This window comes from Enterococcus sp. ZQ21, assembly GCF_030053755.1.
Taxonomy (GTDB): Bacteria; Bacillota; Bacilli; order Lactobacillales; family Enterococcaceae; genus Enterococcus_B; species Enterococcus_B lactis.
Map to the genome: position 1 here is coordinate 1,850,082 of NZ_CP125658.1, position 12,993 is coordinate 1,863,074.

Genomic DNA, 12,993 nt, shown 5'->3' on the forward strand with positions numbered 1-12,993 from the left:
GAAGTAGACGAGAAAAGTACAAATAGAAAACATGAGAATCAAATCATATGATCTTTTTCAAAAACATCATTCATATAAACAAATGTTCAACTTTTTAATAACAACAATTATCAATTTTTTTCTTACTTCACAAACTAAATACAGGTCTTGCTGTGAGCCTTCATGGTAAACTACTATTATAGAAAGGAGTTAGTAAAATGAAGATGATAAAAGATATTCGTTTTTGGGTTTGTGTTATAGGAATTGTCATATTAGGCTTTTTATCAGGGTTGCTTAGCGGAAATCCCGGAGAATATTACTATTCTTTGCAACTTCCACCATTTGCACCACCTAGCTGGATATTTGGGCCGATGTGGACCTTACTGTATATATTGATGGGTATTTCTCTTTATTTGTTACTTAATCACAACAACAAAAAACAGCGAAACAATCTTGTCGGTCTTTTTGTGATTCAGTTCATTTTTAATTTTATATGGTCTGCTCTATTTTTTAATTTAAGAAATATTTTCATTGCAGCAATCGATATTACACTTTTAGTTATTTTCTTGTCAGTGCTTATGTATCAGTTGTGGCTGCATCATCGCCTGGCAATGTGGCTCATGATTCCTTATTATTTATGGGTACTATTCGCAACTCTATTGAATTATTCAATTTATTTTTTAAACTAAGCGCTAAAAAGAGACGTCCTGTAATTTAACACATAGAAAAAGTGCCACCTAAGTTAGATTTTTTGTCTAATTTAGGTGGCACTCTTTATTAACCAAACTATTTTTTTCTAGTACCCACTTGTTGTTCCATACTCATTATTCTGGTCATAACCATAACCATTTTGTTCCTGTCCAGCGTAAGGATCATAACTTTGAGTATCTTGACTTGGTGTATAGTACTGACTTGTATCTTCTGTTTGCTGATAATAGGTATTCGGATCTTGGTACTGATCATATGTGTTTTCTGAATAGGAAGAATAATCGGTGTACCCTTCACTATTCGATCCATCACCGTTTGTCGAATCGCCATCTTCCGAATCATCAAAGAACATCATTGAAGCATTCTCATTTTTCAAATTAGGTAATGTATCGCTTGTTTTTATATTTAATTGTTTCTTCAGTTCATTTTGGATCGAAAGAAGATCATTTTTTCCTAAAATTTGATAGTAGATATCATTGATCATTTGTCCTTCGCCTTGCAACTGGTCTTGTTTGATTGTTTCAAACGCCGGGGTGTAGTTCGTCGCTACATCAAGCATGTCATCCCAATCTAAGTCCGTCGTCACATTGTTCTCAACTGCTTTTAAAATTTTTCTATAATTGCTTACGCCATCTAAACTTAAAACTTTATTGACGATTTTCGTCACTACTTCCCGCTGACGACGTTGTCGACCGATATCGCCTTCTGGATCTTCGTGTCGCATTCGAGAATAGGCTAAACCTTTTTCTCCATTCAATGTTTGTTCACCTACTGGTACATGGACACCATCCAAAGTAAAGTCAATTTTATTATTCACTTTGATGCCACCGACCGCATTGATCAAATCTTCCATGCCATCCAAATTGATCGTTACATAATGATCAATAGGAATATCGAGCAGTTGCTCAATTGAATCCATGGCCATTTCGACACCACCAAATGCATAGGCATGATTTAATTTATCTACCGTTCCATAACCTACGATATTCGTATAAATATCTCGGTCCAAACTGATGATCGTTGATTTTTTTTGTTTCGGATTAACTGTTACTACCATCATCGTATCAGAACGTCCTTGTTCCGTTCTTCCTAATCCACCGGTATCTAAACCTAATAGCAAAACCGAAAAAGGTTCTTTGTCATCAATGCTTACTCTCTCAGAACGTTTGGAGGATATTCGATTAGAGTTTTTAGAAATTTTGTTTACTGTTTGGCTCGCTTCTCCCATAAATCTGATTCCGTATGCTGATAATCCGGCAATCAGCAAAACGAATACCCCTAACAAGGTTAATAGAACTTTTTGCCATCGCTTCATAATACACCTCTGTTTCACATTTTCTAAAATATTGTCTCATATAACTGTTCAATCAGCAAATTCACTTTTTAATCATAAGAAAACTTTAAAAAACATTTTTGTGTAACGATTATTATTTTTTAAAATTTCTCAAAATTCTTAACTATCATACCATACCGTGAAAAAGATCGAAAGACCGAATACACGCAGTTCGCAATCGTTTTATCTTTTTTTATGTATTTTTTCCAGAAAAAGCGAACAACAAGGTATTTTCCAAATAATCGTGCAGTAAAATGATCGCACATACCTTTCTCATCTTTTTAACAGTCTTTGCCTACCGTTCAGATTATCATTCGATTTCACGAAAATTTCTTCCTATGACTGTTCCTTTTGTTAAACCCATCTTCTATTCGTTTTATTTCCAGCTCACTGCATGGCTATTAAAATGACTCGAACTAGTGATTGCATTACCATCATCTTTTAATGGATAGATATGCTCCTCTTCAAAGTAAAACGATTTTCTTTTAAAGTAATAGAATTGACATGAGAATGAGTATGTATACTAGTGGTTTCACAAATGGTCTTTTATTCAACATCCAAAAAACTGAAATTTCTTTAAAATCCATTACTAACGAAGAAAATGTTCCTTGCTTGATAATTAGTTAGGACATGTCAAGTGAACAAATGCATTTACTTAGCCAAAAAATCTAAAAACTTCATAAATAGACAAAAAGACACGACTCTCTAAGAAGTCGTGTCTTTATTCAACAAATTATTATAATTTAGTCACTTCAGCAGCTTGAGGTCCGCGTGCACCTTCAACAATCGTGAATTCTACTTCTTGACCTTCTTCTAGGCTCTTGAAGCCGTCTCCTTGAATTGCTGAGAAATGAACAAATACGTCATCTCCGCCGTCTACTGTAATAAACCCAAATCCTTTTTCATTGTTGAACCATTTAACCGTTCCGTGTTCCATAAATGTATAGCCTCCAAAAAAGTTCTTGCAAGTAACCTTGCAAGAACATTATACCCAATTTAGAAAACGCTAGCAAGCTTTCGCTCTTTTATTTTCCAAATTATTTTTAAGACTGATATGACGGAGGAAATGGTTATTTTGCTGCTTCGAAACGTTTGTTTACTTCATCCCAATTAATAACATTCCAGAATGCTGCAATATAATCTGGTCGGACATTTTTATATTTCAAATAATAAGCATGTTCCCAAACGTCCAAACCTAGAATTGGTGTCTTTCCTTCCATCAATGGAGAATCTTGATTTGCAGTAGAGGTAATAGCTAATTTTCCATTTTCCATTACAAGCCAAGCCCATCCAGAACCAAATCGTCCAACGGCTGCTTTTTTGAATTCTTCTTTAAAAGAAGAAAAATCACCAAAAGCTTCATTAATCGCTTCTTTTATTTCTCCTGTAGGTTCGCCACCAGCATTTGGTGCCATGATTTCCCAGAAAAATGAATGGTTAGCATGTCCGCCACCATTGTTACGTACAGCTGTCTTGATATCTGTTGGAATAGCGTCCATATCAGATAATAATTCTTCTATTGTTTTTTCGCCTAATTCTGGGTATTTCTCAATTGCTGCATTTAAATTCGTCACATAAGTATTGTGATGCTTATCATGATGCAGATGCATCGTTTCTTCGTCAATATAAGGTTCCAATGCGTCATATGCATAAGGTAGATCTGGTAATGTGTAAGTCATAAAAAAATTCCTCCTCAATGTTTTCTTAATAATGTCTACATTACAAAGAGTAACAAAGAGAAGGAAATTCTTCAATTGTTATGCCTAGTCGTCTTTTTCACTTTGACCTACTTCTTCTTCAAAAACCTCAGTTTCTTTAAAAATAAACAACTTGCTGAAAATATAGTTCGCTAGGATAACAATAATTTGAGTGATGATTTTCGCCACATACTCATTGCTGTTCATAACATTGATCAACAATACCATTGCCCCCATGTCCAATCCGTAAGAAAGGATACGGTAGAAGAAGAACTTACCGCATTCAATAAGTGCATGTGTAAAATTCGGTGATTTTGAATGGAATACCCAAAGTTTGTTCGTTACAAAAGCAAACAATACAGAACAAAACCACGAAATAGAATTGGATAAGGCCATACTTAAATCAAAATATTGGCGTGCGAGAGCAAAACTAACAAAATTTACAATCGTAGCCAAACCACCAAAAAAGAGATAGACTAGTATCTCCCAATATCCTTTTGCTTCTAAATATCCTTTTAACTGTCGATACTGCTTCATGAGCCAACCTACCTTATTAAAAATTCTTATTTATCATACTCTATATTTCAATAACTTTCATCTTTATTTAAAAAAATTAATTTTTTTTGATCCTTTGCCTTTGTCTCTGCTTGGATCGTCACATGTGTAATACCATATTTTAATTTTAATAAAGAAATTATACGAGGATATATCTTTTCAATCTCGCTTAGTAGCTGATCTTCAAAATCAATATGTCCGTCGAAAATAATTATCTTTTCGCTATACTGCCAAATATGGACATGATGAACATCCTTTACCCCATCGATTGCTTCAATTTCTTGTTCCATTTTTTCATAGTCGATAGCAGGTGCACTTTGTATCAAAATAGCGGCAGCTTTTTTGATCACCATTATCGCTTCTATCAATATATATATCGAAATGATCAGTGTAATAACTGGATCGATCCAGTAGATATCGAAAAAACGGATCAAAATTGCTCCGATAATCACACTTACCGAAGACAGTGTATCACTTAACAAATGCAAATAACTAGATTTTATATTCAAACTTTCATCTGCTTCTTGTCGTAATAATAATACTGAGAACAAATTCGCGAGCAATCCAATAACTGCTACTGTTAGCATCAAATGACTATTTATCTTTTCTGGTGAAGTGAACCGCTTGAATGCTTCAACGGTTAAAAACAAGGATAATATGATCAATATGAATGAGTTGATGAAAGCACTCAATATTTCTAAACGCTGGTAGCCATACGTACGTTTTTTATTTGCTTCTTTTCGGGCCATTTTTTGTGCCCCGTAAGAAAAAATAATTGCCAGTGTATCACTAAGGTTATGGAAAGCATCTGAAACAAGAGACAAACTCCCTGACATAATCCCTCCAATAAATTCTGATAAAGTGATCACCGCATTCAAAACCACTACTCCAAATAGTTTTTTTGATGATCTCTGTGGCTGTGTAGGCACTATTCCTTCCTCCATTTTATTTATATTGGATAGTCTTTAGACAAGAATAACATTTTTTTGATATTTCACCAATCATTCAGCTGTTTCCCTAAAGCACTTGTATTTCACTTGATACTTCGCTAGAATTGCAAGTGATGACACTACTAGATGAGGAGTACTTATGACAACAAAACAATTAATTATCAGTTCCTTTATACGATTCAAAGACCTAAAGGAGGCGAGAAATGTCCCATTTTGGAAAGCCATTGTCTATCTTTTAGTTTTGAGTATAATTATGGCTTTGCCAATCTCTTTTCAAGTTTTTCAAGTCTTAAACAACATTCAATTGGATGGGCAAAAGATTGCTACTCGCATTCCTGATTTTACAATCCAAAACGGGCAGCTTCAAACCGAAGAAAAAGAAGGATTCATTTACCAAACAAACTCCATTATCTTCACATTTGATCCAGAGGGAAAACGAACAGAACAGGACATCTCTACTGATTTGATGGGGAATTTTGTTAGTGTCGGGATGTTAAAAGACAAACTTATCATTGCTCTTCCCAATACAGGCACTACCTCTGCTTTATTGAATAATAATCAGTTAGAACTTCCCTACACCAATGAATCTTTAAAAAATTTAACAGGTAAGCAGCTTCGATCCTTCTTAAGTGAAGCATCTATACCGATTTGGGTAAAAGCCCTGACCTTTCTATTTTCGATTTATCCTAGTTTCTTGAATCTGCTGATCACTTTACTATTTGCCAATGTCGCTGCTTTTCTCTATGCACGCTTTCGACTAACAAAAGCTACTTTCCTTGATTGCTTGAAGACATTGATTTATTCAATCTCGTTACCGACTATCATTGCAACACTCTTGATGATCTTTCTCCCTTCTTTTGACACTAGTGCATTTATTGCTTTTGCAGGTATCTTTATTTTTGCTCAAGCTGTCAAAGGATGGTCAAAAATATCGATCAGTTAGAAATACAGACAACTTATTATTTCAACTTCAATAAACTCTTTTAGAGGTTGTGGCAGAAGCTACTTCTGGAACACCGTTTATTCGGAAAAAGAGTTGTGACACATCTTTTGTCACAACTCTTTTTTATTTATACAATATTAATTTCTAAAAAAGCATGGCACTTCAAAGTTCTTCTTATATGCGCTACACTTAAAGTAAAGAAAGGCGGGTAATTAACTATGTCAGAAAGAATCATTTACGCAGATCGTCCATTTCGTGACGAATTTATCGAAGAAATCCATACTATAGCGCCTGGTTATGTCTTCAAGACAGAATTACAACCAGAAGATCTACCAAATGTAGAAATCAGTTTGGGTTGGAACTCAAACTATCAAGAAAAACTATTAGCCTCTTCTAACTTGAAATGGGTACAGTCTATCTCAGCGGGAGTTGATCAACTCCCCCTTGAAGCATTTTCAAAAAAACATATCTTACTTTCAAATGGAAGTGGTATCCACAGTGAATCGATCACCGAGCACGTATTAGGAATCATTCTAGGTTATTCTCGCGGTCTTTTCCAAGCACAAAGGGCACAGAGTGAAATGAAATGGTTAGGTTCCTCAATCCGTTACCAACCTATCCAAGGGAAAAAAATATTAATCATTGGAACTGGCCATATTGGAAAAATGATTGCAAAGAAAGTCAAAGCATTGGATATGATTTGCTATGGAATCAATACATCCGGTCATCCAGCAGAAGGAATGGAAAAAACTTTTTCTTTAAAGCAACTTCAGGAAGTTCTTCCTGAAGTAGATTTCGTCGTCAATATCTTACCTCTAACGGAGGAAACAACTGGACTCTTTGATCAACACATATTTGAACACTTTGATTCAAAAGCTGTATTTATCAATGTCGGTCGTGGCGCTTCTGTTAAAACGCAAGATTTGATACAAGCATTAAACAAGCAGCAACTTTCCTTTGCGGCATTAGACGTTTTTGAGGAGGAGCCTCTCCCACAAGATCACCCGCTTTGGAAAATGGACAATGTACTGATCACGTCCCATATTGCAGGTTTGACACCTGATTTTCAAAAGAAATTAATGTCTATTTTTTTAACTAATCTAAAAAGCTACCTTGCTACTCATAACCTTCAAACCAATCAAGTCAAATTGTTTGCAGGATATTGATAGCTGAATCAGCCTACTTTAAACAAGAGGGTGTGACAAGTTGTCACACCCTCTTGCTTCTATTGTTTTTTAAAGTGATAGGTTGGTTCTTCTAATTTTGGATCATAATCTACAAGTAAATCATATCCTTTAAAAAACCATTCATCTGCATCCTCAATAAAAAACAGTGTCCCATCTATTTCCACTTTCTTGACAGAATGTTCAGGCTGTTCCACTGACATCCCAATCGAAAAACCATCATGAACTTCTGTTTTGCCGTAGACTTTTCCAAAAAAACGTATTCCGTAAGTTTCTGGCAGATCGATTTCTGATTCAAACCATTTTTGTGCTTTTGGTGTTACTGTTAATTCCATCCTAACAACCTGCTTTCTATTGATTCATCTTATCGTCTAAAATATCCACATCGCCTGTCTCACCAATCACTAGTAGATTATCGTTTTCACGAACGTATTCATCTGCTGCAGGTGAAGCGATCACCGTTTGATCTACTCTGCGAATTGCAACTACTGTTAGGTCAAAACGTTGTCTGAAATTTAATTCAGATAATGTTTTATTGAAAAATTTAGGATTGGATACTCGGATTTCTGCTAAAGAATATTTATCTGACAACTCTAGGTAATCTAAAATATTCTTTGACACTAAATTATGCGCAATCCGTATTCCCATGTCTCGTTCAGGATGGACGACGCGATCAGCTCCGATCTTTTCAAGTACTCTGGCATGATACTCATTTTGGGCTTTTGCTAAAATATTTGGTACGCCCATTTCCTTTACCATCAGAGTAACTAAGATACTGGCTTGAATATCTTCTCCAATAGCGACAATTACATGATCGAAATTTCTTATGCCTAATGATCGAAGTGTCATTTCATCCTGTGCATTTGCCACAACAGCATGAGTGGCTATATTCATATATTCATTGACCCGATCTTCATTACTATCAATAGCCAGTACTTCTTGACCAGCTTCGATCAGTGTTCGGCAGATACTTCCGCCAAATCGTCCAAGACCTACAATTGCAAAATTTTGTTTCACCGTTTTCCTCCTTTAGTATCTTCTTTTCTCAGTATAACAAAGCCTTTACAAAAACAAAAGCAAGCATCATTATTGTAAAAAAGCCAAGAAAAATAATAGTTATTTTCTCAGCTTTTGATTATCCTCTTTATCATCGTTTTTATTTCACCAAACCATGTTTGAATGCATAGATAGCGGCTTGTGTACGGTCTTCCACTTCTAGCTTAGCCAATATATTGGAAACATGTGTTTTTACTGTTTTCAGTGTAATAAACAATTCGTCCGCTATTTCCTGATTACTTTTTCCTTCAGAAATCAGCATTAAAATTTCATTTTCCCGATTCGTTAGTTCTTCATGTAATACAGGCTCATTTCGCCGACTCATTTTTTCCATCATTTTTGTTGTCACTTCTGGTTCTAATACTCGCTCGCCACGTTGCGTTGCCCTTATAGCATCAGCAATTTCATGTGCGGTAGAGGTCTTCAACAAATACCCTGCTGCACCTGCTTCAATGGCAGGATAAACTTTTTCGTCATCAATAAAACTGGTTACGATAATGATTTTAGCTTCTGGCCAATCTTTTAAGATTGCTTTTGTTGATTCGATACCATCCATTTCTTCCATGACTAAGTCCATTAAAATGACGTCCGGTCGAAGTGTCATCGCCTTCTCATAGCCTTGTCGTCCATTTTCAGCTTCTCCAATTACTTCAATGTCTTCTTGAATAGATAAATAAGAAGAGACGCCTAAGCGCACCATTTCATGGTCATCTACTAATAAAACTTTTATCATCCTTATCTATGCCTCCTTCATCAAAGGGACCTTGATTTCTACACTTGTACCTTGCCCTTTAAAACTAATGATTTTTACTGTTCCACCAATACCAACTACTCGTTCTTTGATATTGTTCAATCCATAACTTCCCGTTTTCGTTTCATTCATATTAAACCCTGTTCCGTCGTCAATAATACGTAACAAAAGATTATTGTCTATTTTGTGCAAATATACCTCTAATTCATTGGCTTTGGCATGTCTTAATGTATTTGATAACAATTCTTGAACGATTCGGAACAAGTGATCCTCAATGGAACTAGATAGTTTTACATCTTCTACATCCCATTTCAGCGAAATCTGGATTTTATTTTGCAATTCCTTCAATAACTGCTCGATACCTTGCTTTAAACTTTTCTCTTCTAAATTGACTGGACGTAGATGAAGAAGCAGCGCACGCATCTCAGACTGGGAAGCGTTGATGATCTCTGCTACCATTTTCAACTGCTTGCGGAACATTTCTGGTGTCTCGCTTTTTTCTGCTTGCTCCCTCAATGCCGACATCATCATCATTGCTGCAAACAATTGTTGCGAAACTGAATCATGCAGCTCACGGGCTAATCGATGTCTTTCTAATTCTAAAATTTCTTCTTTGGTTTGTCCATCTACATATTGGGGACGGCTCGTTACAATTTGTAATTCACTAGATACTTCAATCATTTTTTCTTTTATCTTAGTGATTTCCTTATCAATATCTTTGATGTATAAATCGTCCGATGCACTTGGGATCGGAAGAAGCAACAATTTGGATTCATAATTGCCAGAAGAAAGTGCACGCAGCTTTTCTTCGATTTTCCCGTATTTTGTCTTTTGAATAAGTGATAATAATAGAAAGACAATTAATCCTACACCTAAGGAAATGGCTAACAAATGGAAGATAAGCGGAACATATAATAAACGTGCACGCAGTAATTCTCCCCACCAATGACTTTGATTGCTGGCATAAAAATAAGTGAAAAGTGAAAATAGAATAATAAGGAAAACCGCAATCCCCGAATAAACAGCTAGCATCGCTCTGGATATTTTTCCCATCATATTCGTATCACCTCGACATCTCCAATCAAGGTATTAGTAATAATCTTCAATCTACGAGGGTTTTCATCATAATCACTGCTGTAGATTTTGATTTGTTCATTTTTCAAAGAAAATTGCTCTTCTTCAAACAAGACATTTCCTACTAATGTCGCATGCTCTAATCGGATGGCTACGCCCAAAGGTACTAAGATCCGTGTTCTGCCTATCCCTTTTCTTACAATCACAATATTATCATCTTTTGGCAAAAGCGTATTGCCCAAATCTATGATAGTATCACCAGAAATGACGGCGATGTTGATATCGTCCCATTCATAGACGTCGTTTCCAATACGTTGGTTACCGAATAATTGCTGTCTTTTCCGCTCATTATTATGTGTTTTTAATTGCTCTGTTTGGATCATCATGATCTGTTTCTTTCGCCAAAAAGCATTTTTGGTTAAATCTATCCCTGAAATCTCTACACCTTTCAGACCAATAAATAAAACGGCAAATACAGCCATCATCCATAAAGCAGGACTGTTGACTAAGCTAAAAAAAATGACCAAACTTCCTAATATCAATTGAAAATTTTGAAATTTAGTACGAGGATGTTTGCGCATAGCTAGATATATATTGAAAATACCGAATATCACTAAAAGCAAAAGTCCAGTATTGTTTACGATTTGCCAAACAGCAAATAACAGCAGTAGTGCTTCAACTACCACAAAAAAACGCCAAGAACTATTCATCGCTCTTTCTCCCTCCTGACACATTCTCATTTCATCATACCTATTTTTTTAACTGTTGGCTATAGGACTTTAGATGTAAGATCGTTTGTTGAAATCTAAAATACACAAAGAGAAAAAGATCTAGAGTGTATCATCAGTAAGATGAACTCTCTAGATCTTTCAGTCAGACTACGCTTGTTCTACTTTGACGATTTTAACTAACATATCGCCACCTGGAGTAACAATAGTTACTTCATCATTTTTACGTTTGCCAATCAATGCTTGCGCAATAGGAGAATCATTGGAAATTTTGCCAGAAAACGGATCTGCTTCAGCGCTTCCGACAATCGTGTACTCTTCTTCTTCTCCATCTGGTAGTTCGATGAATGTAACTGTTTTACCAATTGATACCTCATCTGCATCTACACCGTCGTTATCGATGATTTGAGCAAAACGAATCATATTTTCAATTGTTGTGATTCTTCCTTCAACAAATGCTTGTTCATCTTTCGCTGATTCATATTCAGAGTTTTCGGAAAGATCTCCGAAACCGCGGGCAATTTTGATTCGTTCAATGATTTCCCCGCGTTTGACTGTTTTTAGTTCTTCTAATTCTTTTTCTAATTTTTCTTTACCTTCTAGAGTCATTGGATAAACTTTCTCTACCATGTGTAACGTCTCCTTTTTTCGATAAAATACCGCAAAAGGTAATCTTTTGAGGAATATAGTCCAAAAAAGATTACCACGCTTTTCTTCAAATGTAAATGTTTTTCTAAAAATGATCAATGTCTAGAGCCTGTTTTTCTAAGAATTATTTACATATTTTTCCACTAATTCCATATGTTCTTCATAAGTTTTAGCGAAATAAACATTTCCAGTGCTCGTATCTGCTACGAAATAATAATAGTCATTTTCTGCTGGTTCTAATACTGCCTTGATTGCCTCTTCGCTTGGATTGTCAAAAGGTCCAGGTCCATAGCCGGTATTGGTATACAAATTATATGGTGAATCTACAGCTGTATCTTCATACGTCACTAATTCTTTGTGTTCACCTAATGCGTATAAAACAGAGATATCTGACTGAAGTGGCATATTTGCTTTGATTCGGTTAAAGAAGACTTGTGCAATGTTTTTACGATCATTTTCTTTTACGCCTTCTTTTTCAACTAGAGAAGCTAGAGTTAAAACTTCTTGTACAGTCAAATTTTTCTGCTTGATAGCTGAATAATAGTTTTGCATGACCGTATTCGTCTTGTTCACCATTTCAATCACTAGATCCTTAAGCGAAGTACTCGTGTAATAATCATATGTGGCTGGGAATAAGTAACCTTCCAAACGGTATTTTGTGTTCTCAGCTTTAGATGCACTTTCCAACAGTTCTGGGAATTTTTGGTGCAACTCGTTAAAGAAAGTCTCATCATTCACTAAATCTAAAAATTCTTTCTTGTCTTTACCAGTTACCTTCGCTACCCGTTCAGCAATCTGATCGATATCGTACCCTTCTGGAATGGCAATTTTCCCATCTGCAACTTTTGTTGGCTCAGAAGTACCGCCTTCTTGCAACTGTTTGCCAATCTCGTCAAGAGTCATATTAGGCGCTAACTGATAATAGCCAGCTTGAAAGCCAGTTAAATTTTTAAATTTTGTATAATAATTGAAAACAATCCCGCTTTTAATAATATTGTCCTTCTCCAAAATCTCACCAATCTGCTTGTTAGAAGAGCCACTCGGGATCTCGACTTGGACTAATTGGTCATCTGATTTATCTAAAGGCTTCAACCCGCTATCTACATAACGATACACGGTAAATCCAAGAAATCCGCCAATAATCAATAATGTAAGAGCAATCACTAAAATGATCTTCCTCACAATCTTATCTTCTTTTTTACGCAGATTTCTCCGCTTGTCGATTATATCTGCTGTAGCTGCCTTACTGGCTTCTTTTTTATCTTTACTTGGGTGTTGTTTGTTTCCTGACAAAACAACTCCTCCTTACTATCAAGTTCGTAACTTTATTCATTATACATGATATTTGAATTGGCGTGAATGATTTTATTTAAATATTCTATCAAAA

The 12,993-nt window shown here is 35.5% G+C and carries 15 protein-coding genes; 3 read left to right on the forward strand and 12 right to left on the reverse strand.

The features are described 5' to 3' along the window. Positions 1-197: 197 nt before the first annotated feature. Positions 198-668 carry a TspO/MBR family protein gene (locus QK255_RS08970; RefSeq protein ID WP_002292857.1) on the forward strand — a complete coding sequence of 157 codons (471 nt, stop codon included), beginning with the start codon at positions 198-200 and terminating at the stop codon, positions 666-668. A 107-nt stretch (positions 669-775) separates the two neighbouring features. Here the strand turns inward: QK255_RS08970 and QK255_RS08975 are convergent, their stop codons facing one another. The 5 genes from QK255_RS08975 to QK255_RS08995 form a co-directional block, all read right to left on the reverse strand. Continuing rightward, positions 776-2,002: an LCP family glycopolymer transferase gene (locus tag QK255_RS08975; protein WP_002295400.1), complete on the reverse strand. Its 1,227-nt coding sequence runs from the start codon at positions 2,000-2,002 to the stop codon at positions 776-778. Between the two features lie 754 nt (positions 2,003-2,756). Beyond that, positions 2,757-2,957, reverse strand: a complete 201-nt coding sequence (locus QK255_RS08980) for a cold-shock protein (protein ID WP_002292860.1) — start codon at positions 2,955-2,957, stop codon at positions 2,757-2,759. Positions 2,958-3,090: 133 nt separating this feature from the next. After that, entirely contained in the window at positions 3,091-3,699 is a 609-nt protein-coding gene (locus QK255_RS08985; RefSeq protein ID WP_002292861.1) for a superoxide dismutase, read from the reverse strand. A gap of 84 nt (positions 3,700-3,783) precedes the next feature. Then, positions 3,784-4,254, reverse strand: a complete 471-nt coding sequence (locus QK255_RS08990) for a GtrA family protein (RefSeq protein ID WP_002292862.1) — start codon at positions 4,252-4,254, stop codon at positions 3,784-3,786. A 47-nt stretch (positions 4,255-4,301) separates the two neighbouring features. Beyond that, positions 4,302-5,216: a cation diffusion facilitator family transporter gene (locus QK255_RS08995; RefSeq protein WP_002317368.1), complete on the reverse strand. Its 915-nt coding sequence runs from the start codon at positions 5,214-5,216 to the stop codon at positions 4,302-4,304. A 145-nt stretch (positions 5,217-5,361) separates the two neighbouring features. Here QK255_RS08995 and QK255_RS09000 point away from each other — a divergent pair, with 145 nt between their 5' ends. Together QK255_RS09000 and QK255_RS09005 are read left to right on the forward strand one after the other, a co-directional pair. Continuing rightward, entirely contained in the window at positions 5,362-6,165 is an 804-nt protein-coding gene (locus QK255_RS09000; RefSeq protein ID WP_002292866.1) for a DUF1189 domain-containing protein, read from the forward strand. A 218-nt stretch (positions 6,166-6,383) separates the two neighbouring features. Next, complete coding sequence (locus QK255_RS09005) at positions 6,384-7,331, forward strand: phosphoglycerate dehydrogenase (protein WP_283341530.1); 948 nt, start codon at positions 6,384-6,386, stop codon at positions 7,329-7,331. A 59-nt stretch (positions 7,332-7,390) separates the two neighbouring features. On the opposite strand, the gene QK255_RS09010 is transcribed toward QK255_RS09005, so the two are convergent. The 7 genes from QK255_RS09010 to mltG form a co-directional block, all read right to left on the reverse strand. Continuing rightward, positions 7,391-7,684 (reverse strand): HesB/YadR/YfhF family protein, encoded by a 294-nt coding sequence (locus QK255_RS09010; protein ID WP_283341531.1) that lies wholly within the window; start codon positions 7,682-7,684, stop codon positions 7,391-7,393. 16 nt (positions 7,685-7,700) lie between these two features. Then, on the reverse strand, positions 7,701-8,366 hold the full coding sequence (locus QK255_RS09015) for a potassium channel family protein (protein WP_002292869.1): 666 nt from the start codon (positions 8,364-8,366) through the stop codon (positions 7,701-7,703). Positions 8,367-8,505: 139 nt separating this feature from the next. Continuing rightward, complete coding sequence (locus QK255_RS09020) at positions 8,506-9,138, reverse strand: response regulator transcription factor (RefSeq protein WP_002289153.1); 633 nt, start codon at positions 9,136-9,138, stop codon at positions 8,506-8,508. Between the two features lie 6 nt (positions 9,139-9,144). Further along, the gene (liaS, locus tag QK255_RS09025; RefSeq protein WP_002342241.1) at positions 9,145-10,212 is read right to left on the reverse strand and encodes a two-component system sensor histidine kinase LiaS; all 1,068 of its coding nucleotides are present in this window, start codon (positions 10,210-10,212) and stop codon (positions 9,145-9,147) included. Continuing rightward, positions 10,209-10,940, reverse strand: coding sequence for a cell wall-active antibiotics response protein LiaF (gene liaF / locus QK255_RS09030; RefSeq protein ID WP_002292871.1), 732 nt, complete (start codon positions 10,938-10,940; stop codon positions 10,209-10,211). Before liaF ends, liaS begins: the two co-directional genes overlap by 4 nt. Positions 10,941-11,108: 168 nt before the next feature. Next, a complete protein-coding gene (gene greA, locus QK255_RS09035; protein ID WP_002292872.1) occupies positions 11,109-11,588 on the reverse strand; it encodes a transcription elongation factor GreA in 480 nt (159 codons plus the stop codon). A 135-nt stretch (positions 11,589-11,723) separates the two neighbouring features. Further along, complete coding sequence (gene mltG / locus QK255_RS09040; RefSeq protein ID WP_002289159.1) at positions 11,724-12,899, reverse strand: endolytic transglycosylase MltG; 1,176 nt, start codon at positions 12,897-12,899, stop codon at positions 11,724-11,726. Positions 12,900-12,993: the final 94 nt, after the last annotated feature.